Origin of the sequence: Spirobacillus cienkowskii, from assembly GCF_037081835.1 — a bacterium.
Lineage (GTDB): Bacteria > Bdellovibrionota_B > Oligoflexia > Silvanigrellales > Silvanigrellaceae > Silvanigrella > Silvanigrella cienkowskii.
The window spans coordinates 457,501-481,984 of sequence record NZ_CP146516.1; the positions used below are offsets into that span (position 1 = coordinate 457,501).

24 protein-coding genes and 2 rRNA genes (1 of these 26 cut by a window edge) are annotated in these 24,484 nt (G+C 31.5%); 17 read left to right on the forward strand and 9 right to left on the reverse strand.

The annotated features are described in order from the left end of the window. A 23S ribosomal RNA gene (locus tag Spiro2_RS01985) occupies nt 1-1,004 on the forward strand (it extends 1,892 nt beyond the left edge of the window). 156 nt (nt 1,005-1,160) lie between these two features. Continuing rightward, nucleotides 1,161-1,275 (forward strand): 5S ribosomal RNA (rrf, locus tag Spiro2_RS01990). 228 nt (nt 1,276-1,503) lie between these two features. Here rrf and Spiro2_RS01995 read toward each other — a convergent pair. The 3 genes from Spiro2_RS01995 to Spiro2_RS02005 form a co-directional block, all read right to left on the reverse strand. Further along, complete coding sequence (locus Spiro2_RS01995; protein ID WP_338636685.1) at nt 1,504-1,902, reverse strand: acyl-CoA thioesterase; 399 nt, start codon at nt 1,900-1,902, stop codon at nt 1,504-1,506. Between the two features lie 117 nt (nt 1,903-2,019). After that, nucleotides 2,020-3,147, reverse strand: coding sequence for a glycosyltransferase family 9 protein (locus Spiro2_RS02000; RefSeq protein WP_338636687.1), 1,128 nt, complete (start codon nt 3,145-3,147; stop codon nt 2,020-2,022). After that, nucleotides 3,137-3,598 carry a hypothetical protein gene (locus Spiro2_RS02005; RefSeq protein ID WP_338636688.1) on the reverse strand — a complete coding sequence of 154 codons (462 nt, stop codon included), beginning with the start codon at nt 3,596-3,598 and terminating at the stop codon, nt 3,137-3,139. Before Spiro2_RS02005 ends, Spiro2_RS02000 begins: the two co-directional genes overlap by 11 nt. 192 nt (nt 3,599-3,790) lie before the next feature. Here Spiro2_RS02005 and Spiro2_RS02010 point away from each other — a divergent pair, with 192 nt between their 5' ends. Next, nucleotides 3,791-4,576 (forward strand): segregation and condensation protein A, encoded by a 786-nt coding sequence (locus Spiro2_RS02010; protein ID WP_338636689.1) that lies wholly within the window; start codon nt 3,791-3,793, stop codon nt 4,574-4,576. On the opposite strand, the gene Spiro2_RS02015 is transcribed toward Spiro2_RS02010, so the two are convergent. Continuing rightward, nucleotides 4,545-5,606 (reverse strand): hypothetical protein, encoded by a 1,062-nt coding sequence (locus Spiro2_RS02015; protein ID WP_338636690.1) that lies wholly within the window; start codon nt 5,604-5,606, stop codon nt 4,545-4,547. The genes Spiro2_RS02010 and Spiro2_RS02015 overlap by 32 nt on opposite strands. A gap of 303 nt (nt 5,607-5,909) precedes the next feature. Here Spiro2_RS02015 and rplM point away from each other — a divergent pair, with 303 nt between their 5' ends. Next, nucleotides 5,910-6,353: a 50S ribosomal protein L13 gene (gene rplM / locus Spiro2_RS02020; RefSeq protein ID WP_338636691.1), complete on the forward strand. Its 444-nt coding sequence runs from the start codon at nt 5,910-5,912 to the stop codon at nt 6,351-6,353. Nucleotides 6,354-6,380: 27 nt separating this feature from the next. After that, entirely contained in the window at nt 6,381-6,776 is a 396-nt protein-coding gene (gene rpsI / locus Spiro2_RS02025; RefSeq protein ID WP_338636692.1) for a 30S ribosomal protein S9, read from the forward strand. A 251-nt stretch (nt 6,777-7,027) separates the two neighbouring features. Here rpsI and Spiro2_RS02030 read toward each other — a convergent pair whose 3' ends face one another. The 5 genes from Spiro2_RS02030 to Spiro2_RS02050 are packed head-to-tail and all read right to left on the reverse strand — an operon-like array spanning nt 7,028 to nt 13,262. After that, nucleotides 7,028-7,813, reverse strand: coding sequence for an ABC-2 family transporter protein (locus Spiro2_RS02030; protein WP_338636694.1), 786 nt, complete (start codon nt 7,811-7,813; stop codon nt 7,028-7,030). 5 nt (nt 7,814-7,818) lie between these two features. Then, nucleotides 7,819-8,619: a hypothetical protein gene (locus tag Spiro2_RS02035; RefSeq protein ID WP_338636696.1), complete on the reverse strand. Its 801-nt coding sequence runs from the start codon at nt 8,617-8,619 to the stop codon at nt 7,819-7,821. Further along, on the reverse strand, nt 8,600-9,580 hold the full coding sequence (locus tag Spiro2_RS02040; protein WP_338636697.1) for an ABC transporter ATP-binding protein: 981 nt from the start codon (nt 9,578-9,580) through the stop codon (nt 8,600-8,602). Before Spiro2_RS02040 ends, Spiro2_RS02035 begins: the two co-directional genes overlap by 20 nt. A 1-nt stretch (nt 9,581) precedes the next feature. Then, nucleotides 9,582-11,714: a condensation domain-containing protein gene (locus tag Spiro2_RS02045; protein ID WP_338637747.1), complete on the reverse strand. Its 2,133-nt coding sequence runs from the start codon at nt 11,712-11,714 to the stop codon at nt 9,582-9,584. A 12-nt stretch (nt 11,715-11,726) separates the two neighbouring features. Next, nucleotides 11,727-13,262, reverse strand: coding sequence for a leucyl aminopeptidase family protein (locus tag Spiro2_RS02050; RefSeq protein WP_338636699.1), 1,536 nt, complete (start codon nt 13,260-13,262; stop codon nt 11,727-11,729). A gap of 87 nt (nt 13,263-13,349) precedes the next feature. Between Spiro2_RS02050 and Spiro2_RS02055 the strand changes: the two genes are divergently transcribed. The 12 genes from Spiro2_RS02055 to Spiro2_RS02110 all read left to right on the forward strand — a co-directional run bounded on the left by Spiro2_RS02055 (nt 13,350) and on the right by Spiro2_RS02110 (nt 24,479). Beyond that, complete coding sequence (locus Spiro2_RS02055) at nt 13,350-14,234, forward strand: biosynthetic peptidoglycan transglycosylase (RefSeq protein WP_338636700.1); 885 nt, start codon at nt 13,350-13,352, stop codon at nt 14,232-14,234. 172 nt (nt 14,235-14,406) lie between these two features. Then, on the forward strand, nt 14,407-15,258 hold the full coding sequence (locus Spiro2_RS02060) for a transporter substrate-binding domain-containing protein (RefSeq protein WP_338636701.1): 852 nt from the start codon (nt 14,407-14,409) through the stop codon (nt 15,256-15,258). 69 nt (nt 15,259-15,327) lie between these two features. Beyond that, the gene (locus Spiro2_RS02065; protein WP_338636703.1) at nt 15,328-16,293 is read left to right on the forward strand and encodes a hydrolase; all 966 of its coding nucleotides are present in this window, start codon (nt 15,328-15,330) and stop codon (nt 16,291-16,293) included. Nucleotides 16,294-16,379: 86 nt separating this feature from the next. Then, a complete protein-coding gene (locus Spiro2_RS02070; protein WP_338636705.1) occupies nt 16,380-16,751 on the forward strand; it encodes a GntR family transcriptional regulator in 372 nt (123 codons plus the stop codon). A gap of 5 nt (nt 16,752-16,756) precedes the next feature. Then, nucleotides 16,757-17,476 carry an ATP-binding cassette domain-containing protein gene (locus Spiro2_RS02075; RefSeq protein ID WP_338636706.1) on the forward strand — a complete coding sequence of 240 codons (720 nt, stop codon included), beginning with the start codon at nt 16,757-16,759 and terminating at the stop codon, nt 17,474-17,476. Then, nucleotides 17,473-18,552: a hypothetical protein gene (locus Spiro2_RS02080; RefSeq protein WP_338636707.1), complete on the forward strand. Its 1,080-nt coding sequence runs from the start codon at nt 17,473-17,475 to the stop codon at nt 18,550-18,552. Before Spiro2_RS02075 ends, Spiro2_RS02080 begins: the two co-directional genes overlap by 4 nt. Before the next feature lie 52 nt (nt 18,553-18,604). Beyond that, nucleotides 18,605-19,411 carry a carbon-nitrogen hydrolase family protein gene (locus Spiro2_RS02085; protein WP_338636709.1) on the forward strand — a complete coding sequence of 269 codons (807 nt, stop codon included), beginning with the start codon at nt 18,605-18,607 and terminating at the stop codon, nt 19,409-19,411. Between the two features lie 267 nt (nt 19,412-19,678). Further along, a complete protein-coding gene (locus Spiro2_RS02090) occupies nt 19,679-20,329 on the forward strand; it encodes a hypothetical protein (RefSeq protein ID WP_338636710.1) in 651 nt (216 codons plus the stop codon). Nucleotides 20,330-20,332: 3 nt separating this feature from the next. Continuing rightward, nucleotides 20,333-20,785 (forward strand): hypothetical protein, encoded by a 453-nt coding sequence (locus tag Spiro2_RS02095; protein ID WP_338636712.1) that lies wholly within the window; start codon nt 20,333-20,335, stop codon nt 20,783-20,785. A gap of 653 nt (nt 20,786-21,438) precedes the next feature. Continuing rightward, entirely contained in the window at nt 21,439-22,776 is a 1,338-nt protein-coding gene (locus tag Spiro2_RS02100; protein ID WP_338636713.1) for a hypothetical protein, read from the forward strand. A gap of 8 nt (nt 22,777-22,784) precedes the next feature. Continuing rightward, nucleotides 22,785-23,285, forward strand: coding sequence for a hypothetical protein (locus tag Spiro2_RS02105; RefSeq protein WP_338636714.1), 501 nt, complete (start codon nt 22,785-22,787; stop codon nt 23,283-23,285). Nucleotides 23,286-24,050: 765 nt separating this feature from the next. Further along, nucleotides 24,051-24,479 (forward strand): hypothetical protein, encoded by a 429-nt coding sequence (locus Spiro2_RS02110; RefSeq protein WP_338636715.1) that lies wholly within the window; start codon nt 24,051-24,053, stop codon nt 24,477-24,479. Nucleotides 24,480-24,484: the final 5 nt, after the last annotated feature.

Below are 24,484 nucleotides of genomic sequence, written 5' to 3' on the forward strand. Positions count from 1 at the left end.
AGTAAACGGCGGCCGTAACTATAACGGTCCTAAGGTAGCGAAATTCCTTGTCGGGTAAGTTCCGACCTGCACGAATGGCGTAACGACTGGTCCGCTGTCTCTGCCTGGCACTCAGCGAAATTGAAATGGGGGTGAAAATGCCCCCTTCCCGCGACAGGACGGAAAGACCCCGTGAACCTTTACTGCAACTTGGCATTGGTTTCTTGGATATGTTGTGTAGGATAGGTGGGAGGCTTTGAGCCCGTGGCGCCAGCTGCGGGGGAGCCATCGTTGAAATACCACCCTGCATGTCTGAGAATTCTAACCTCGAACCCTAAGCGGGTTCAGGGACAGTGCCTGGCGGGCAGTTTGACTGGGGCGGTCGCCTCCCAAAATGTAACGGAGGCGCGCGAAGGTTACCTCAGCCTGGATAGAAACCAGGCGTCGAGCGCAAGAGCAGAAGGTAGCCTCACTGAGAGACCGACAGGTCGAACAGACACGAAAGTGGGTTCTAGTGATCCGGTGGCACCGCATGGAAGGGCCATCGCTCAACGGATAAAAGGTACTCCGGGGATAACAGGCTGATACCGTCCAAGAGTTCACATCGACGACGGTGTTTGGCACCTCGATGTCGGCTCATCACATCCTGGGGCTGGAGCAGGTCCCAAGGGTTTGGCTGTTCGCCAATTAAAGTGGTACGCGAGCTGGGTTCAGAACGTCGTGAGACAGTTCGGTTCCTATCCGTCGTGGGCGTTTGGGAAGTTGCAGGAACCTGACCTTAGTACGAGAGGACCGGGTTGGACGAACCCCTGGTGAACCAGTTGTCACGCCAGTGGCACAGCTGGGTAGCTATGTTCGGTTTGGGTAACCGCTGAAAGCATCTAAGCGGGAAACTATTCCTAAGATGAACTTCCTCGAGAGCAATCTCGCAGGGCACTTGAAGACGACAAGTTCGATAGGATGGATGTGTACGTGCTGTAAGGCATTGAGCTAACCATTACTAATCACCCTGACCACTTCCTTTTAAGACATCATTGGCATTGAGCCATCTTTCTCAATCACTCATCTCTTCAACACTCTCTTCTTACGCTTTATCTTCTCTGTCTGTTCTTGTTTACCTTTTTTATACGTGAACCCCTTCTCTCCTAAAAACTGAGAACCTCACGTTCTAGTCTCGATTTGGCTGTGCTGATTGCGGCGGGGAAATACCGGATCCCATTCCGAACTCCGAAGTCAAGCCCGCCTGCGGCAATGGTACTGCACCCTTAGGTGTGGAAGAGTAGCTCGGTGCAGCCTTTATTTTTTACCCCTAAGCGATACAAAAATATCTCTTAGGGGTTTTTTATTTTACAATGAAGTTTGATATCAATCATCCTATGATAACTCAAATAACTAAATTAAAATAATCTCCATGTCGTTTTTTATATGGAGTGGTGCATTATGATGAAATTTGTTGTCATTGCAAAATGACTAGATTTTTCTTTTAAGTCTTGTAAGCAGTACGATTCTTTTTACGTTTTAAATTTATAATATTTGAGTTGATTTTCCTTCTTCATCAATGGCAACCATCGAAAAGATTCCACTTACAGCAAGTTCTTTATCTGTAGAATACATTTTTTCTGTAAAAATTTTGACTTCAACTTTCAGGCTTTTTTTTCCCACATAAGTCACCGTCCCATAAATATCTGCAAAGGTACCTGCTGGAATTGGTAACTTAAAGTCTGTTTTATCAAGTGATACTGTTACCATACGTTTTCTACAAAATCTTGTAGCTGTGATAAAGGCAACTTCGTCCATCCAGTTTAATGCGGTACCGCCAAAAAGAGTATTGTAATGATTTGTTGTATCTGGGAAAACACATTTAATCATATTTGTTTTAGAAAGATTGATTCTTTCTTCAATTTCTTTTTCTTTTATGTCCATAATTTTTACCTATTTGTGAATTGAAGATTATATAAAAATTAAAGAATGAAATAAATTTATTATTTAAATAAGCAGTAAAATAAGTAACTTGTAATTTTGCTATTAGCAAGTGATTTTTTAATTAATAGAATCAAATTCTTTGATTTTTAAAAAGATATTTTTTTGATCAATATTTTGCATACAATTTAAGTTTTTAAAACGACATTGACTGTGACCGTGACGGGTACAAGGACTGCACGATAGATAATTATATTCAATTGAAATATTAGAATTAAGTGGTACAAAACCAAATTTTGGCGACGTAGAACCAAAAATAATGCTAGCAGGGATATTAAAAATATCAGCTGCATGCCCAGCAAAAGAATCATTTGATACTAAATATCTGCAATTTGCAATAATGTTTAAAGATTGTTCTAGAGTTGTTTTATTGACCATATTTATAACTCTATTATTTTTGGGAAAGCATAAGTAGTCTCCAATAAATGTTTCTTTCTCAGCTCCACAAATAATAACAGAAAGATTTGTTTTATTTATAATTTCACTAATAAGTAGCCTAAATTTTTCTTTAGGCCATGACTTTATAAAACCGCTAGAACCAGGAAATATACATATATAATTATTACTCGAAAATAATTCTGGTATTATATTTTTTGTTTCTAAAATAATTTCTTTGTTATTAAAATCAGTTACAAAGCTTTTATTGTCTTTTTGAATGATTTTGTTTATTAATAAGTCTTGAATTTCTCTAATTTTTTTGTATTTTGTGGTAGAAGATTTATTTTTTTGTTTGAAATAAAAAAATGATAAGAAAATTAGAAAAAATCTGTATAAAGTCATTTTTTTTATAAAGAATTTTTTTTCTATAAATATTTTATTTTTTTTAATTAAGTGCTTAAAACATTTTTTACTTCTAGTTGTTTTCTGTAGATCAATAAATATTTCTTTTTTATTTTTTGGTATAGATGTAATAAAATTTAAAAAATATTCTTTGTCAACTTGTTTATTTTCAATATAGAAATCAATTTTATCTTTACTGTCAAAGATGATATAAGATTTTAATCCTATGATTTTTTGCGCAATTGCAATGTTTGAAGAAGATGTAATAAAAACAGGAAAATAGTTATTTTTAATTAGTTTTACCACAGAATGGCTAGCAATCAAGGCGTCTCCAATTGAAGTAAGACGCGTTATATAAACAACTCTTTCGTATAAATGCATTTTTTCTTGAGAGATATTATTTTGCATTTGAATTATTTTTCTTTAAAGAAGCGAAAAAAAATAAAGAACTAAATATTGCTAAAGATACTAAATATAACGCTCCGCCAATTGCTGAAATAAATGTAGTTAACGAAAAGTTTCCTACAGATGGAGGAAAAAAAGCTTGCAAAATAATGCCAACTCCAAATAAAGGAATTGAGGCTAAATTTAAAGTAACTAGAATTTTTATCTTCTTTTCAGAAATAAATGAATAAAGAATTGGCAGAGTTACTCCAATTAATATAATTGTTATTCCCATAGAATTCATATGGGCGTGTGCAGAACGCAATAATGTTCTTTGCCACAACATAGAGGCAGAAGGTTCGATGCCAGTTAATATGAGATTTTCAATGTATGCGCCGAGCAAACTTCCAAATACACTCCAGCTAAAAATCCAAAAAAATCCTATGCCTATTATAATTAATCTTAGTTTTTGCAAAATACTGCCCTCTTACTTATTTTGCTAATCCATGGAGCAATCAAGGTTTTGTCATTAAATAGGTGACAAAATTAATTGATTCTTGAGCAATTCACAAAGACTAAACATCGACATCAAGGAAATCCTCAATTACGATCATAGTGTGGCAATCTGATTGCTAGGATTAAATTATAGAATATTTGGTATAAATCAATGCACCTTCGGTTAGAAAATTTTGATGGACCTCTAGACCTACTCTTGCATCTTATTAAAGCTCAAGAGCTTAATATCTTTAATATCCCAATTTTAATGATTACGGAACAATTTTTAAGTTTTTTAAAACAAGTTCCTGAGCTTGATTTTTTTTCTGCTGGTGAATATTTGGCCATAGCCGCTCAATTAATTGAGATTAAAGCAAATATGCTTTTGCCCGTGTTACAAAAAACCATTAACGTTGAAGCCGAATCTTTAGATGATATTGCCGAAGAAGACCCTCGTAAATTACTTGTAGAACAATTACTTGAGTTTGAAGCTTTAAAAAAAGCATCTGAGTTTTTGCAAAATTTAAATGCAACTGTTCAAGATGTGTTTCCTTCTGCAGAATATAAAAGAAGAGAAGAAGAATTTGCTGAGTTTGAACATCCAATTAAAGGTAACCCATTTGATTTGATTATTTCGCTAGAAAAGATTTTATTAAAATTTTCGGGTCATACTACACCAAAAGTGGTGGTTAAGGCGCAAAAAATAACAATTCAGCAAAAAATGACGATTGTCAAAAAGCAGTTAGAAAGCAATGAGTTGATTACGTTAAAAAGTTTAATTTATGAGTGTTTATCAAGATATGAATTGATTGTTATGCTTATGGCAGTTCTTGAGCTGAGTAAAGCAAATCATATCAACATTTTTCAGGCAGCAATGTTTTCGGATATTGAACTCACAAGAGGGTCTAATTTTTACGAAGATGCCGCTAATCTTCAAGATGCTGAAGCGCAGTTGTAATATAATCACGGTATGCAACACTGAGAGGGTATTCTGTATCATTTAATCTAATTTCAAGTCGAGAGCGCGTGATACTTTCTTTTGAAATAGTACTATGAATGCTATGAATTTCTTCGTCAAATAAATCTTTAAAAATAATATCAGTATTTAGTAAATTTTTCATTTTTTGTTGAAGTGATTGGATTTCTAAAATTCCTTCATTGCGTCTTGAAAGCTGAATGCCAAGTCTTTCTATATAAATTTCATTTTCAAATTGATGACTTTCATTAATAAAAGTTTTTTTGAAATTTTCTTGATTTTTTAACATGATTTGAAGCAATTTTAATATAAAATAACATTCATGAAAAATTTCTGTTACATTTTTTTCTAAAAAATTTTCTTTTATTGCAAGTATCTTTGTTCTTATTTTTTCATCTTTTGTTCCAATGAAATATAAAAATGAATGAGTAGAAACTTCTAAAATATTTATCAAAGAATAAAAAATATTTTTTATTGTATCTTCATCCCAAAACGCTAAAGGGGCATTCAAATCTTCTTTTTTAAGATGATTTTGTTTCGTAATTGAAGCAACTAATTCTATAAATAAATCTTCAAAAAATACGGAGTGATTATTTTCTTTTTCTATTTTTTCGATTAGCATTAAAGATCTGCTTGCTTTAACAGTGCTTGAGGGGAGCTGATTTATTATATTTAATCCTTTTTTAGCGTTTGAGATTAAAAAATATTTAATGCAATTTACGATATATTGATTGTAAGTATTAAACTCTTTTAGCATTAAATAGGATAGCAGTTGTCTTGCCACTGGAGATCCTACAGCAAAATCAAACTGGTAAATCAATTCTTGGGCTTTTTGCTCATTAAAAGGTTCTTTTATGAGCTCCTCAGAGTGAATAAAATCAATAAATTGAGACTCTCCGCATTGAATAAACTTGTGGGCAGCCTTGCCTATAAAAGCTAAAGTCTCTTCAAAAGGCAAAGTGCTTTTTCCAATCTGAATAAGTGCTTTATTTAAATTTTCTTTATTGACCACAGCCAAAGTTCCCGTTATAAAGCACCAACTGCGGCAAATTTTTATGCTGAGTTGGTGAAGGTTTTAAGTTGCGTAAAGCTACTCGGCCTCATTCTAACCTCAATGTTGGGTTGTGTCACTGCTTCTTTGGGAACTCCACGCCTTTTTGGGTAGTGGCATAGGTGATTTTACTTTTATTGCTTTTTTTTAAGCTTGCGTTGTGATAACGCCCTATGCAGAAAGAATGTAGTAGAGAAAAGCTCACTCGCAGACTTTTTAAGTATTTGAATTTATTATTAAATTCTGTTTTAGTGGAGATAACACATGAAAACTTATTCTGCCAAAGCTTCTGAAATTCAGAAGAAATGGTATATTGTAGATGCTGAAGGCAAAACTCTTGGACGTTTGGCAACGCAAATTGCTTACGTTCTTCGCGGCAAGCATAAAGCAACTTTTACGCCACACATGGACATGGGTGATAACGTTATTGTTGTCAATGCTGGTAAAGTCGTTCTTACATCTAATAAAGAGCTTACAAAGCTTTATCATCGCCATACAGGCTTTTTTGGTGGCCTTAAAACTCAAACTGCTGCTGAAATTCGCGCAACTCAGCCAGAGCGCTTGTTAGAGCTCGCTGTCAAGGGAATGCTTCCGCATAATCGTTTAGGTAATGAATGCTATCGCCATCTTAAAGTATATGCTGGTGCTGTGCATCCTCATGCCGCTCAGAACCCTGAAGCATTGCCTGAACGTACTAAGAAAAACTAATAAGTGATTTAAACGAGGGAACCAAAAATGGCAGTTAAATATATATCTGGCGTAGGTAAGCGTAAAACATCTATTGCCCGTGTTTATTTGGTGAAAGATGGTAAAGGAACAATTACAATCAATCATCGTAGTCTTGAAGAATATTTCAAGCGTCCTACATCCAGAATGGTTGTTGAGCAACCATTAAACTTAACTCAAACTTTGGGTAAAGTTGATATTCGCGTAACAGTTGTAGGTGGTGGTCTTTCTGGTCAAGCTGGTGCAATCCGTCACGGGATTACCCATGCATTGTTAAATATGAACCCAGAATTCCGTGCTGTGCTAAAAGCATCCAGTCTTATTACTCGCGATGATCGTATTAAAGAGCGTAAAAAATATGGTTTACGTTCTGCACGTGCTCGCTTCCAATTTTCTAAACGTTAAGAGTTTTTGGAAAGTTATATTTCTGAGTCACAAAAAAACCGCGGTTTCAAAGCCGTGGTTTTTTGTTTTTGTAGTGATTTGAACTTTGCTATGCTTGATCTGATTGGAATTTGGTTTTCTCAAAGAATAAAAGATTTAGACAATTACAAATTTTATAGTTTTCGCATTATCTATCCCTGTTTCATTATTAACGAAAAGAATTCTTGCTTACACAACATAAACCACAGACGAATATGGAAAAACCTCAACTTCTATCTTGAATGTCTTAAATAATTTGCAGATTGATAATATTTCGACCCAAATTTATAAAATTGGACAGATCCTATAAAGAAAATAATAGCTATTATCCAAGAAATTAAGAATTGCTTGAAGCCTGCATTCAGAACTGTTTCAACAGGCAGCACAGTGGTTATTAATGCTGGAGAAAGTAACAACAACCACCGTGATTTTCCTGTAAGTGCCGGAAGAGAGGGTTGGGTGGAAAATGATATTGTTGAAAAAATCAAGAACTCTTGTAATACTCCTCCTCTTTTTAAGAAAAAACCTAAAGTACCGCCAATGATAAATGTGCCAGAAAACCCAAGGGCGGCAATTAAAGCGGCCTGAATAATATTGATAGAAAAAATAGGTCCCCAAAGTATTGAACCAAAAATAGTAAAAATGACTCCAAGCAAAAAGTCTCCAATGGCAGTTATATCTGTTTCTGCAATAGATATTAATAATAATGAACTTCTCGGTGTAGACATCCAACTTTCTATTGAGCCATCATCTATAAAAGAACCTAAATGAGAAAGACCCGAAGCTACAAACTGCACGGAAGCATAACCTAATAGGCAAATTGCTTGTAAAGTGAAAAAATATTGAAGTAGATCTCCGTTACGTTCTGCCTGACTCCCAAAGTACATAAAAAAAGATCCGCTCACAGCTATTATATTATTTACAAACATAGTACCTACGCCAAGACTAAGATTAATAGGATCTGCAAAATGGCTATGGATATTAAATTTTATGGCTTGATAAATAATAGAAAATGACATTTTATTTAGCCTCCCCATGCTTGAAAATATTTTTTAGCAATTTTATGGCCATAGTAATTAATGAGAAGTAGAATAATAAATTGAATAGAAATTCTAAAACACCATTCTAATCCAGACATATTCCAAAATTTACCTTTGAGAATAAAAAATGCGGGTTGGAAAATAAGATCACTAAAGGGTAATGATAAAGCAAATTTTTGATAGAATCCTGTCCAATCACATATTGGTGCAAAGACACCGCCTAGAACAAGAAAGAGTTTGCTAATAGGTAAACGAAAATATGTGGATCGTGGCCAAATTAATATTGCATTTGCTAGAAGTAATGACCAAAGCATATCGGCAATAGAAAATATTGGCATCATTAAAAATATGCGTGGGATGGTAGAAAAAATTTCCGTACTTTGTGTTAAACAAGGGATCAAAACACCAAAAAGACCAAAAAATGCTGTACGATAACCGGTACTTCGACCTAATATTTCTACCCCTTGGGTTAAAAGCCAACTGCGTGGGCGTGATAACGAGAGAGCAAATTGATTAGAAGCGTATTTAATAATCGGCATTCTCATATGAGACATTATTATTAGCTCAGTAATTCCAATATAAATAACAAGATCGGAATATGAAAAACTTGAATTAGCAGGAGCAAAACGCAGCCAGATTTGTGCTAATAACCAAACAAAAAAAGGATAAAGTAACATCCAGCCTAGTACACTTGAAAAATCTGATACTTGTTCCCGGAATGAAAAAAAAGATATTTTAAAATAATATGATATATCTAATTTAATATTATTGAATATTTTTTTCATTTTGAACCCCAAACTGACTTGCTAGCACTTCTTCAAGTTCAATATTTTCCATTCTCAGATCAAGAATTTTTTCGCTGTAATGGTTAATAATCTGAGTTAGAGCTTGGGTGGCAGAAATTTTATTAAGATTAAATTCATAATGATGAATCGAATTTTCAGTCCTTATTAAATGAACTAAATGATTATTCAGAATTGGGCTTAACTCATCAGTGTGAGCAAAAGTCACAGCAACTCGTCTAATGCTTTCAAGGTTCCCTTTAATACCATTGAGCGAACCATCATATTTTTTTTCACCCTTATTAATTAGAATGCATCTGTCACATAATTCTTCTACATCATTCATATCGTGACTAGTGAGAAGCAGTGTTGTTCCTTCGAATTTTTGCCACTCGCGAAGCATCTTGCGTAGTTTATTTCGAACGACAATATCAAGTCCTATTGTTGGTTCATCTGCAAGGAGAATATTTGGTTTATGAACAAGTGCGGCAACTATTTCGCAACGCATTCTCTCACCTAAAGAGAGGGTTCTGGCACGTGTATTTAAGTGCTGTTTAATTTCAAAAGTTTCGGCCAGCTCGCTAATCCTTTTTAACTTTTGGTTGTTGGGTACTCTGTAAATCTCTGCCATCATCTCAAGACTTTGCTGTATCGTCATATGCATCCAAAGTTGACTTCTTGTCCCAAAGACTAACCCAAGGTGTTGATTTGCCTTCTTATGTCCAGCATCAAAGTCCATGACTTTGCAATTTCCAGAGGTTGGTGAAAGAATACCGCAGAGCATTTTTATAGTAGTGCTTTTTCCTGCGCCATTTGGACCTAAAAATGCAACAGATTCACCTGTGAAGATCGTAAAATCTATGCTATTAACGGCGGTCACTTCTCTAATATGTTTAAAAAATCCGTTAGTAATATTAAATTTTTTTGTAAGATTTTGAGCTTGCAATGCGATTTTTAAATTCATGTTATTTTTCTTTTCCTTTATTATTATCAAAGTTAAATAAACATTCTTGAAATTTATCTATTATTTTTCTGACAAAATTTTCATGTATAAAACTTTTCTGAAAATATAGGCTAATATTAATTCTATTATTTATATAATGATTTATAACTAATCTTAAAGGATAAGAATGCGGAGCTTTAATGTAAATAATATCAATAGAGTTTTCTCCTCTAATATTATTTGCTTTAGAATCAAGAATAGATTCATTAATTTCATTAAATCCGAAGGATATGTTTCTGGCATTACTAAATTCATCATGTCTATTATATTGTCTGGCATATTTTTCAATCTCAGCAAAATCAATGTCCTCATTTTCAATTAGGTACAAATGCTTTTTTACCAGATTATCTGCAACTGTTTTAAAATCATCTTCTTGCTCTATTTTAAGGTTAAATATAAGATTACTTGTTAAACAGCCAAGAGTATTTATAAATTCTGATTTTCTATTTGCAAATGCTGTTCGAATAAAAATGTCAGCTATTTTTGAAACATTATGAATTGCAATAAAATAAGCTGTTAAAGATAATTGAAACAGATTCAAATGAAACTTTTTTAATTTTTCGTATATGAATAAAAGTTTTTCATTTGGAATATCAAAATGAATTTCCTGAAAATCTGCTTCTGTGATTTCTAAGTTATTTGATGGAAAATATATTTTATTTATTGTTTTAGGATAAGTTTCGTATATCATCTTTATACGATCCTTATAATACTGAGAGTTCTCTACTTCATTAGTTATACTCGCATATTCTTTATAAGTACGATTTATTTTTGGTAGAATATTTAATCTATTATCAATGTCAGAATTTAACATTATTATTATTTCATTCATAAATTGAATGCGACTCCATCCATCGATACAGAGGTGACTAATCACTACAAGTATAGCCCATTCTTCAGAGCCTAATTTAATGAGTTTGATCCTCCAGGGGGGTGTCTTTTCAAGCTCGAATGGCTCAATTAATAAATCATACGAAATTTGTGATAATTTCTGTTCTCGCATATTTTCAGTCAAAGAGCTAAAATCATCAGAAGTAATATTAACTTCAAAATTACTTAGAATTTTGCAACATAACATTTCATTTTCGCGTTGCATAACAGTTCTTAAGATGTCGTGCCTGTTACATAATTTGGTGAATAAATTGTAGAAATGCGAAAATGAAAAGTTCTTTTTAATCCTAAAGTAAATTGGAAGATTGTAAGTCTTGTTAGTTTCTTTATACATTTTCCAAAATGCTTCTTGATAGCTTGAAGGTAAATAAATTTCTTGTTTTAGGGATGGAAATGAAGTAGTTTCTTCCGTTGAAATTTTTGTTTTTTTTCTTTCGGAGAAATTTTCTGATTTAAGAATTTTTAATGCTATTAAACGAATTGTAGGATATTTGAATATATCTAGTAGGGACAGATTATAACCTCTTTCTTTTGCAACTGCGGTTAAACGAATTGCTTTTAAAGAATTACCACCCACATCAAAGAATGAATCATCAATGTTGTAACATGTTTCTGTTAATACTTTAGACCAAAGCTCCATCCATTCGTTCTCTTTGTTCTTTATAAGAACAATTTCTTCTGAATGAATATTTTCATTTGGTAAAGATTTTTCCACAATATTACGAAAAGAAACAATGTGTTTTTTTAAAATTTCATAATTATTAATTGTTATTTTCTCTATTTTTTCTTCTGGATACTGAGAAGTTCTATCAATAAAAGAAATAAATGCGTCTAAAAAAATTTTAATTATGTCTTCGGGAATCTGTGAATCTTGAAATTGGAGTTCAATATGAATTTCATGATTTTCGTTTTCAGTCAAATCAAAAATTATCGAGAATTCATGGGTTGTTTCTTTTATCTGAAATGTTTCAATTGTAAAATTCTTAAAAGAAAATTTTGGGAATATGTTTTTCTGATAAGAGTATACTATATCACTAAAAGGAGTTTGTTTCGGATTTCTTAATGGATTCACGATTGATACAATTTTTGATAGCGGTGTACTACAAAATGAAAATGTATTAGCGATTTCTTCTTTTGCCATTTCGATGTATTGATATAAATTATATTCCTGATTATTTTCAAATATCAGCGGAACTGTATTTATAAAACAACCTACTTACGCTTTTTCAGATAGAGTTTTGGCAATGTGTGTGACCAATTGCACGCCATAGCCAGAGCCCGCTTTTCTGGTGTAGCCTATTGCTTGATTATCGTTAGCAACGCCCGCAATATCAATGTGTGCAAAAGGGATATCATTTACAAATTCTTTAAGAAAAGCTGCACCTATCATACTACCTGCAGCGCCTCGGGTTTTACCAAGGTTTGTGAGGTCTGCAATTTGGCCTTTAGTATCTTCGGCAACCTCTTCCCAAACAGGTAGTGGGTAAGCGCGTTCACCGGTGGCTTCAGATGAGGTCATAATTATTTTTTCAAGCTCTTTATCAAATGCAAAGACTCCAGCACCAATATGGCCAAATGTTGTGACCATTGCGCCAGTGAGTGTTGAAAACTCAACAATATAATCTGGTTTAAGGTCTTTTGCGGCATAATGGAGTGCATCGCTTAGGACAACACGCCCTTCTGCATCTGTATTTAAAATTTCAATGGTTTTGCCAGAATAGCTAGTCAGTATATCACCAACGCGATAGGAGTGAGCGTCGATCATATTTTCACACAAGGCTCCAATTGCAAAAACTCGAACTGGGAGTTTTAATTTTGCAATTGCTAAAATAGCGCTGAGGACAACAGCGGCGCCTGACATATCGTACTTCATGCCTTCTTGGCTTGTAGATGGTGTTTTAATAGAATATCCACCCGTATCCATAGTGAGACCTTTGCCAACAAAGGCAATTGATTTTTTATAATGAGTAGGAGTGTATTCGAGTGTGACAAATTGAGGTTCATGGGCACTGCCCCCTGCAACAGCAAGCATTGCGTTAAAACCTTTTTCTCGCAGAGTTTGGGCGCCCCAGATTTCTGTTTTGATTCCTAAGTTTTTTGTTAAATTGCTAATATGGTTGGCAACAAATTTAGGTGTACAAATGTTAGGGGGAGAGTCTTGAAGCAGGCGGCAAATATTAATGGAGTCTTCAAGAAATTTAACGTCGCTTAACGACTCACTGCAGTCAGGAATGCTGTTAATAAATGTGAGAGAAAGTGGTTTTTCAATTTCTTGTAATGTTTCTTGAGTTAAGTTTGAGTTTGGAAACTTATAGAGTCCCATACTAAAACCAATGGCGCATTGTGCAATAAATTCTTTACTTGATAAAAGTTTACTACCAGAAAATAAAGTCGCCGTTTCTACTTTAAAATTTAACGCTATTTCTGCGCATTTTATACCTAAATGCCTTGCACGTGCACTATCATAGTTATTTTTTTTGCCTGCTCCAAGTAAAACGATGCGTTTTGCGGTATTTGAAATTGCAGAAATTGAAGAAGAGGTTTGTAGCCATTTGCCTTCAAAGTCACCAAAAGAAACGAGTTGAGCAAGTGTTCCTCCAAATTCAGAATCAAGCTTATGTAATAAGTCAGATTTTAAAATTTTGTTTTCTATTTCAACTTCATCAATTATGATAAAAGCAAGATCTGCATTAAGATTTTCGGCTGATTGACAGTGTCTAATATTTAGAGGCTTAAGAGGAGGCAGAGACATGGGATCTTCCTTTGAAATCAATGCGGTTAACATTCCTTTACTCGCTATTATCATGCGGTACTCAATTTTTTTTGGCAAGGAATTTGAATGAGAATTTTTTCGTTTTATTTTTGGTTTTTTCAATTTCCGCTGTGGATTTTTTTGGTTTTTTTATTTTGGTTTATACCATGGGTTTTTTTATTGTATTTAGGCGTATTAGTGTATTTTCCTTATGATTCTCAAGGAAAAACAAGATATATGCGCGTAACTGGACCAGTAGTAGGATTTTTTACAGATCAATGGGTTGCAGAAAAAGATATCCCTAAATTATGTAAAAAAGCATTAATAGCTGCTGAAGATAATAGATATTACGATCATATTGGCGTAGATTTTAAAAGTCTTCAGCAAAACTTTAGCCAAAATAAAAAAAACTTTAAGCTAAAAAGAGGTGGCAGTACAATTACACAACAGCTTGTAAAAAATGCATTTTTATCTAGAGAAAAAAATAATATTCGTAAGTCGAGAGAAGTCATTGGTGCATTAATACTTAATGCAATTATGTCAAAAGAAATGCAATTGGGATGGTATTTTAATGTGGTTGAATTTGGATCGGAAATTTATGGGATAGAAAATGCAGCTAGAACTTATTTTAACACATCTGCAAAAAATTTAAATGCTGCACAATGCGTTGCACTAGTAACTATTTTACCATCCCCTAATAAATGGAATCAAAGTATAAAAAACAAATCATTAACGAATTTTTTTATTCAAAGATATAATAAAATTAACTATAATATGAAAGAAATGCGTTTTATATCGAGTAAAGAAAATGATATTATAAAAAAAATGGACTTAGGATTTATTAATAAGTCAATAATTACTCAAAAATTGCAGCCAAACAAAAATAACATTCCCAAAAATTCCCCTAAAGAATTGAATCAAAATAAAGGTATTTTTCAAGAAGAAAATGAAGATGATATTGATGATGAGTAGTCTATTTTTTTGTTTATATATTTTTTTTAAGTCTTAGTTTTTGGTGAGTACCTTTTGCTTGACCTGCTTTCTAAGCTTATGTATGTAAGAACCCGTTGGTGTTTGCTTATTTGTGTGAATAAAGTCTTTGCCAGAACGTTTTGGCAAGAATTTCTCATAAGAGGGGAATAGAATGAAACCAGGATATTTTAAGTTCTTGCTTCGCGCCTCTGCTTTGTTATCCGTAGTTCCTGCTGTTAATTTATCTGCCCTATCCACAGATCAGCAACCTGCAAAAAAAGAAGATCATAGCCTTCAAAAGATTAAATCAGATAAAGAGCTAAAAATCTGCTCCGATGCGGGCTTTCTTCCATTTGAAATGAAAACTCAAAAGGGGGAATGGATTGGTTTTGATGTTGAAATGATGAAGGAATTTTCAAAAAGCTTGTCTGTTGACCTTAAAATGATTCAAATTAGTTTTGATGGCATTATACCTGCTTTAGTTTCTGGCAAATGCGACATGATTGCTGCAGGAATGACCGTAACTCCTGAGCGTAAAGTGATGGTTGCATTTAGCGAACCTACTTTTACAACAGGATTAAGCATTGCTGTAAAAAACACAGACAAAAATAAAAATGAATTGATTAGTTTAAGCGCACTTGACAAACCGAACTATAAGATTGCGGTTAAAACAGGCTACACCAGTGACATTTATTTAAGCAAAACTTTAAAAAAGGCACAAATTCTTCGTTTTGACCAAGATGCCGATCTTGTTTTGGCTGTCATGCAAAATCGAGCAAATGCATTTGTCTCTGATTCTACTTATGTCGATCTCATGGATAAAGGAAATAAAGATAAATTTATTATTCTCCCAACAGAGATTGTTGCTAATCATTTTGCTGTTGCAGCAAGAAAAGATGATCATGAGCTTATGAAAGCTTTTAATTCCTTTTTAAAAACTTGGAGAGATGACGGCGGATACGACAAAACCAAAAAAGCATATTTTGAAGATCAAATATGGCGTTCACAAGTTATTTCAAATTAGATGATTATTTCATAGATTCCTTAGATATTTTTAATCTATTATATTCACTCTAATGGCATAAAGGTTTGCATGGCGCATTTTAAACCTGCCTGGTGGCTCAATAATAAGCATCTTCAAACTCTTTTTCCAGTACTATTACCGCAAAAATTAAATTTAAATTTAGTTCGAGAGTTTTTAGAGTTACCAGATGGTGACTTTTTGGTGCTTGACTGGACATCAAATAAACAAGAAAATTTGCCGCTTATTGTTGTGTTGCATGGATTAGAGGGCTCTTCTGACTCTTACTATATAAAACGTATTATGAGTGCTGCCCAAAAAAATAATTTTAGAGCAGTTTGTATGCATTTTCGCGGTTGTCCAAATTTTAATAAAAAAATTAAAATTCTAAAAACTTACCATGCGGGACAAACAGCTGATGTACAGTTTTTTTTAAATTTTTTAATAAAAAAATTAAAAATATCTCAGCCAATTTTTGCGGTTGGTTTTTCGCTTGGTGCTAATGTATTGCTTAAATTATTAGGCGAATATAAAGAAGAAATTTTTATTAAAGCTGCAGTTGCGGTTTCTGTTCCTTTTGATTTAAGTCTTTCGGCAGATAGGATGAATACTGGTTTTTCTAAAATTTATCAGTGGTGGCTCTTGCGGAGTTTAAAAAAGAAATTAAAGCTTAATAATATTTTTAAAGACTTAGAAATTTCAGAATTAGAGTTAAAAAAAATTAAAAGTTTTTGGCAATTTGATGACAAAGTAACAGCAAAACTTAATGGATTTATTAATGTTCATGACTATTATAAAAAATCAAGTTCTAAACAATATTTAAAATTTATAAAAACATCGACATTAATCATTCATTCAATTGATGATCCTTTTTTGTATCCACAGGGTATTCCTAATGTAAATGATGTGTCAGCATCAGTTGAACTAGAAATTACTTCTGCAGGAGGCCATGTGGGGTTTGTTACTGGGAATATTCCTTTTTTCCCAAAATTTTGGTTAGAGCAACGAATTGTCCAATATTTTACACAATCAAAATAACAGTAATTTTTAAAAAACTTGCATTTTCAGCATTCGTAATCTACTTATATAGAGATGTATATCACCTTAGAGGAGAGTGCTTACTAATGAGGCTACAAGTTAACCCCCATTCCTCAACTCCGCTCTATGCCCAGATTGTTGATCAAATGAGAAATCTAATATTGTCTGGCAGCATAGCGGCTGGCTCTCCGTTACCTTCTGTTCGTGAAATTTCTGAAATGATAGAAGTAAATTCATTGACTATTCAGAAGGCATTAAAAATTCTTGAAGGTGATAAATTTATTGTCATTCGGCGAGGTGTTGGCGCTTTTGTTTCTGAAAGCATTATTGCATTAACGCAGCTGCAAAAGGAAGACTTGGTAAAATCAGATCTGAAGCAAACTGTGAGTCATGCAAATGAATTAGGGATCACAAAAGAAAGATTTCATGGACTTGTGGATGAGTGTTGGAGTGTTTAAATTGTATGATTTGTGTTAATAATTTAATGCTTTACGGAAAACATGGAAATTTAAGATTAAATATTCCTAATTTAAATTTTTATTCACCAGGAATTACTGCGTTAGTTGGGCACAATGGAGCCGGAAAGTCATCGTTACTTCGTGTTGTAGCAGGTTTTGAAAAACCAAGCGTTGGAACTATTTGTTTTGAAGAAAAAAATACGTTTCTTAATTATGAAATTCTTAAAAACAAAATACATTTGTTATCTTGGGGAATAGAGTTATTCAGAAATTTAACCGCACAAGATCATTTAAAAGTTTTTAAATCTTTAAGTATAAAAAGCTGGGATAATAAATTAGAGCAAGAAATTTTAAATGATTTAGCGATTCCTCTGCATAAAAAAGTCGAAAAAATGTCGCGAGGCGAGCAAGTTAGACTTAGAATTTTATTGAGCTTACCCCGACTGCCGCGTGTTATTTTAATTGATGAAGTGACAAATGAATTAGACACTGATTCTCGCAGAGCAATTTTTAAAAAACTTGATACCTATTCATTTGATACTGGAGCGCAGGTTGTGGTTGCAACCAATATGGTAGAAGATATTGAAAGGTATGCAACAGATATCATTCTCTTACAAAAAGGAGAAGTTATTTTGCAAAGTGAATTAGATTTAATTAAAGAGAAGCACAATACTACTTTTGAAGAAGTTATAAGAATTTATGAGAGGAAGGAATCGCTTGTGTGAAAGCCTTATCGATTTTTTTATTTAAACAATACTGGTCATTTATTTTAATTTGCTTATTAGGCACAGGCGTAGCTATTAAATTAGGTGGATTATGGAATTTTATTCCGTTTCTCATGCTGTTACTATTTTTTTATGAATGGAATATTGCGCCGAGAAAAGAACGTACTTGGTACTTTATTGAAACCTTGCCAATTACTTTTAATATTCGCTATCTTTTAAGAGTTATTGCTCCTTTTATATTTGGACTTTTAATTATTTTTACAATTACATACTTTAAAAAAGATTATGAAAACTCTTTAATTCAAAGTCTAACAGATGCATTAAGAATTTCTGCTTTATTTACTTTGAGCTCTATTTTGGCACAAAGTATGTCTGGATTTATTGCATGGTTTATTTTTGTTTACTTTGTTTGTTACTTATGTTCTTCAATTAGCTTTTATGAAATTGCAACGCTCATTATTTGTCTTTCTTCAAGTTATTATGTGTTATCCGAAAAAAGAGTGTCTAAATTTAAAACAGTTTATTTACCAATTATTTTATCTGTTGCATTACTGTCTTTAACTTCGGTGTTTAAAATTAAAATTTATGAATTTTCCTTAAGAGTCCCTATTCATAGTTTACAGCTTATGGTTGCGGATGCTCTTTTAGATAATAAAGCATTTTTAAGTAAAAATTTTGTTGTTGATTGGAGTCTAAATAATAATGACGGAATGTCTGGATACTCTAAAATATTGATTCCAGCAAAGTATGATGATGTATTGCTAGAAAAAATAGAAACTATTTATTTACAAGAAAAAGTATGTACTGAAAGCTGTTATAAGCTCGCTAATTTGGTTTCTAATTTTCCGCAAAACTGGAATTTAGAAAGATTAGAGCAATATGTAAACTCCAATAATACTGCGCAGCAAATTTATGCGTTACAAATTTTAGACGGCGCCTTGTCTCCCCTATTTTATAATCGTGTGTTACAGTTAACCAAAAGTGAAAATGATGAAGTTGCAATGCTTGCAATCAATCTAGCACGAAAATGGGAAGTGTTTGACGTAACAACTAATCCATTAAATTCAATTTACTAAGTTAATTTTGCTACTTTATCTTTGTTACGATTTTAAAAAAGGAAAATAGACTATGTCTTCCAAAAAATCGTTAAAGGTTGCTACAGTACAATTTGACCCAATTAGCGGTAACTTTGGTTACAACTCAAAGGTGATAGCTGCATTCTTAGAGGAGGCCGCGCAAGAAAGAGCGCGCCTTGTTTTATTTCCAGAGCTTGCTCTTTCGGGATATGATTTGTATTTGGTTGAAGAAGGTCGGTGTAGCGTTAATGAAAGTGGTGCTGCAATAAATTATTTATTAAACACGTGCAGCAGGCTACAAATTTATGCTGTTGTTGGTGCGTGTATTCAACGACCAGATGGTCTAGCAAATGGTGCATTTGTGATTAATGACAAAGGCAATATTTTAGGAATTTACGAAAAACATTATTTAGATAGTTTTGAAAAAAAATTTTTTCTTCAAGGCAAAACAGGTCTTCAGTTTGATGTTGATTCTTGGAAAATTTCTATTGCAATTTCCTATGACTCGCAACACCCAGAACATGCAAAGGCAATGGCCAAAGAAGATGCTGCTGTTTATTTGGTTTTGGGAGCGTTTATCAAAACTGGTAAAGAGTTAAGTCATTCTTCTATTTTTTCTACAAGAGCATTTGATAATACCATGTATGTTGCTGTATCGAATTTTGTTGGTAGCCATGGAGAGTTAGATTTTAGTGGTCAAAGCGCAATTTTTGATCCCGAAGGTCAAATTCTATGTGAAGGAAGCATAACAGAACCAGGTATTTTTTATGCCGAGTTGCATGAATCAGAAATATTACGAATTAAAAACCAACCTCAAGCACCTATTGATATTCCTGTAAATCCATTTTTTCATAAGTAACCAGATTGATTTTAAAATTAAAAAACAGTGCTATTTAAAATAAATTTTTTTAATTTTTGGGAAGCGCTGGTTTTTAAAAATATCATTTCATTAAAATAACATAAATTTAATTTATTAAAAAATTTATATTAATTTATATTAAAAATTAAATTTATAAAATAATAAAAAACTAAAAATATCAATTATTTAGTTTGATAATTTTAGTTTTTTTTGATATTTGATTTTTGAATTTAAAATAGTTCTATTTTTTTTACATAGGAGGTATAATTGTATAAATCTATTTTTAAAATAGCGTTAACTTCTTTATCGATATGTGGTTTTTATTTTGGTAATGCGAGTGCTAATAGTAATTCTCAAAATTTTTGTCACGTATTGGGGCAAAAATTAAATAATAAATACAGCAATGGTTCTATTTCGACATTAACGTATTTTAATTATTCTTTGTTAGGTGGCACAGATTACTATCAACGCACTGAATATAAATTTGATTATAGTGACTATTCCAACTCATTAGAAGATTGTTCTTATACGAATTATGGAAATGGCGATGAAAGAGTAAAATTGAGGTTAACACGGGTTACACCAATTGTAATTAGTGAAAATATGTATGATTATCCTAACCCAACTTTTGAAATTGATGTAAGACGGATAAGAGAATTGTCATTTTATCAAAAATTTAATGCAGGATTTTCTACATCTAGAGATTATGGATGGCATGTAAATTTTGTTTATTCTCATAATTGTGAAAACAATATTAGCAATTCTCTTATAAAATTATTTCAAAATAAATTTAAAAATGAAAATACAATAGTGCCTAGTAACTTTAATGATTTAATAAAAAATATGGTTTCAAAAAATGTTTGCAATGCACATTATTTGAGTTTAGAAAATATTATTAACGATATAATAAAAGGATAAAAAATGAAAAAGTTATTAGGTAAATTTATTATTTGTAGTTCTATATTATCAGCTTCTTCAACTGCTATGGCTTCTGATTGTGTGCTGTATCAAGGCTCTCCTCATGACAATGGTTATCAACTTAGCATGTCAAATGGCGAAGCTTATCATGATTTTTCTAATATAATGATTAGTAGTAGAAGATGGGTTGGCTATTTTTGGGGTATGCTCTTTGGTGGTTGGATGGGGTACGACGAATCTTTTGATAACCAGACAAGTAGTGCAGAAGTCGCGCCTGGTTGTGCATTATATTTATATGAAAATGCTAATTATACCGGAAAAAAAACTGAACTAGCAAATCCAATTAGCAATTCACAGAGTTTTACACAAAATCTTCATGAAATTGGAATAGGAGATACTGTTTCTTCGGCACTGTGTCAATGCGGTAATGTATTTCAGCCAGAGTTTGCAAAGTGAATTAAATTATAATTTTAATAAATTTAATTATCAAAAAAATAATTTTTACAGAGAGCAAAACTTTGATTAAAAAATTATTGCCTGTTTTTTTATAACGCACATTCTGTGCAAATGCGCAAAGTATTATTTTTAGTGAATTGCGCTCAGTCAATTCAGTATTATTTTGGCAACTATATAGGAAAAATAGAACATGGTTATTGGAAGTCTCTCTTGTTTTCAGGAGTGATAGTGCGGCATTCCAATTTACAAACATAGCACAAACCAAAATTATAATTTATAAGTTGAGTATGAAATTGCTGCTAAATTTTTGCGCATCACATCTGATCTATACTGTTTTTGATGCGTTAAGTTCCATAGGAGAAGGTGTAGTAAAAGGTGCTTATGAAGACATGAATTGAATAAAATAAAGCCGATTTTTTTTTATTTTATGGGCGATAGCTTAATATAAAAGCAAAACTACAGAAAAATTAAAAAGTCACTAAAATAATTGCTATCATTTAAAAATTAAGATAAAAATCATGATGAATTTAAAATTAAGCATGATTTTTATAGAGGGTAATAGCATTTATTGTTAGAAATAAGGTTGCAAAATAAAAAAATTATAATTTAAAAATTTTTTTGTAAATATTAAAATTTATCATCTGGAGAATTGTATGAAAAAATTAGTGACAGCAACTTTAATGTTATTTCAAACTGTAGCGTATGCAAATAGCAAATATATGAAAAATTCGGAAGAAGTGATTAAACACGAAAAAGAGGTTATTTTTCCAGAAATTATTTTTTCAATGTATAAATATAATTTATCTGATAGAAAAGATAATTTAAAAATAATAATTGAAGATTATAACAATAATAAAATAAAATTAGAAAATTTAATTATAGAATTTGATAATTTGTATAAAAATATTGTTATTGATGAAATTGTGAGTTTTGATGAGGCCGATAATTTAAGAAATAAAATTGATCGGTTATCGAGTTTAAAAAGTACAATCCGAAATTCTATGTTTGAATTCAGAGAATCAGAGCTCAGAATAAGAAAAATTGATAAATCATTAGATAATTATTGTGAAGAGTCAAACTTAATTTTTGATTCTAAAGAAATTAATTTGCATCCATTAATAGCTGAAAGATCTATTTATCTAGACGATAGATATACTTCGGATATATTGAGAATGGGAGTTGCAGCTATTTTAGAAATTAAGTTTAAAAGAAGAGATATGCGAAATATTGAATATTGGAGTGTTAATGAAAGTTTAGAATTTCACGAAGCAAAAAATTGGTACTATAAAAATACTTGGGTTAAGCAGCCCCAAAAAATAAAAGAATTAGCATTATCTATTTGTAAAAATTTACCAAGCGAATTTGTGTTAACAGAAGAGCAAGTTAAAAATAAAGAATTTATTTTTAACTTTGTTTCTCACTTAAAAGGTATGATTGATAGTTCAATACAGAGTATTGATAAATTTTATAATAATAAAGTTTATACTACAGATCAATTAAAAGCATTAATCGACAGGTTAAATTATTTAAGTGGAGATATTGATCTCAATGAGCTCAAAAGATTTGATGATAAATTAACATTATTTTATATTTTTATGGATAATGAAATTAATAGATTAAAAAATGATGTAAAAAATAGCGTTAGAAAATTTATCGATGAGCAGGCAATAAAAGAATCCGACAGTTATAAAGAAAAAAGCCGACAATATGAAAATCTATCTAGAGCAAGGAGTATTTTTTACCAAGATATTCTTCATAAATCCTCTCAAGATTTGCTAAAAATTTATCTAAATTATCAGAATAATTGTAAAGAATATATTACTCAAAAACAAGTATTATATGCAAAAATAGATTCTGATGTTAAAAAAATGAGAGAAAATTATGAAAATGATTATAATAGAAATGATCCGTTTTTTAGAAATATTGACAACAAGGTTTCCATTTTAAAAGATGAAAATAATAAAAGACAACAAAAAATTTGTAATAAATAGGAGATTTTATGAAATTATTTTTATTATTATTGAGTTTTTTAATTTTTATTTCTTGCAATAATGATGGAGGAAAAGGGGGTAATGTTAATTCTTCTAAAAAAACTGAAGTTGAATATACATCACAAGGGGAAACTAATTGTAGAGATATTATTATAGAAAAAGACCGCACTAATTATCAATGTAATAATGAAGAATTTAATTTTAAATCTGCTAATAAGATTATTATCAGTAAATTTTCTGATAATAAAAAGATACTTGATTATTATACAAAACAAACTTTTACGGCAGGAATAATGGGCGAATTTTCTTTTAGTGAAAATATTGAAAATATTGAATTTACAGCAAGGCAAATGACCGAAAAGTTGGTGAATGCTATTAAAAAAATAACTACACAAAGATCAAAAGATGTTTTTGAAGAAAAATTGCCTGAAATCAACACAACCCCTATAGAGGCTTTTAAAGATATTGATTTTGATAAGTTAATAAGTATTGATTTTAATAAACAATAAATTTCTAGTTAATAGTTGAAAAAGAGAAATTAGAATAAGAATGTAAATAATAAATAAATAGGTGGATAGATTAGCCATAGTTGGGTTATGTGATTTAAATTTGCCGCTTTGAGCGAATTTTTTGTAAACACGACTTAAGCTTTTCGTGTTGAGTGGATGAAGACCTTCTTAAAAAATTTGCAATCATGGTTGATAACTTTTCATCTTTTGGCGACTAGGTTTTTAGATTTGTTGCGAATAAATTGTGCTCGTATCATGATTTATACCATGCCCTCTGATCTGGATAATGGTTTACTTCCTAAAAATAACCGTTATTTCGCCCGATTTGTTACCTTCAATAAGCCCGAATTATTGATTTCAATAACCAAAATATTTTCAGAGCAATAATTAAATAAATAAAAACATTGAGTTACAAGTCAAGGTGACTGGATGCTTTTATTTAAGCTTTTATAATTATTAAAAAATTTAATTTAAATAAACATATTCTAAAAAACTATTTGAGAAAAAATATTAAAAATCCGAAGGTTAAATATGAGGCATGAGCTCAAGCCAAGAGGCGATCAATTATTTCAAATTTAATTAAAATTGATTGAAATAATTTTTATAATATTTTTATTAAATTATATATATTTATTAAATATTTGTAGTTTTTTGTGATTATTTTTATGTTGATATTTCTTGTTTTAACAGTGAGAAGTCATAAAAATATAAGATTATATATCAATTATTTATTAGTAGTTGATAAATTATACAATGGAGATAATTATGAAGTTAATAATTTTTATTGTTTTATTTTTCGGATTTTTAAAAGCGTTTTCTTCTCAATGTGTTCTTTATGAACATGTTAATGGACATAACCCAATTGTGTTAAAAACAGGGGAATTTGAGTTTTTAGGCTTTCGTTTTGAATTAAATCATGGAGACGAAATTTCTGACCTTACGGCAATTACTATTTTAAGAAAAATATATTTTCGGGGAGTTAAGAGCTGGAAAAAAACCTCACGTTCATTAGATAAAAATGTGAGCATGGTATCTTTAAATCCTGGATGTTACATTATGCTTTATGAGGGTTACAATTATAATAAAAATGAATATAAAATTACTAATTATTCTTCAATTATATTATTTCAAAATTTATATGATTTTGGAATTGATAATTTAATTTCATCTGTTAAGTGTTATTGTAGTAGTTAAAAATT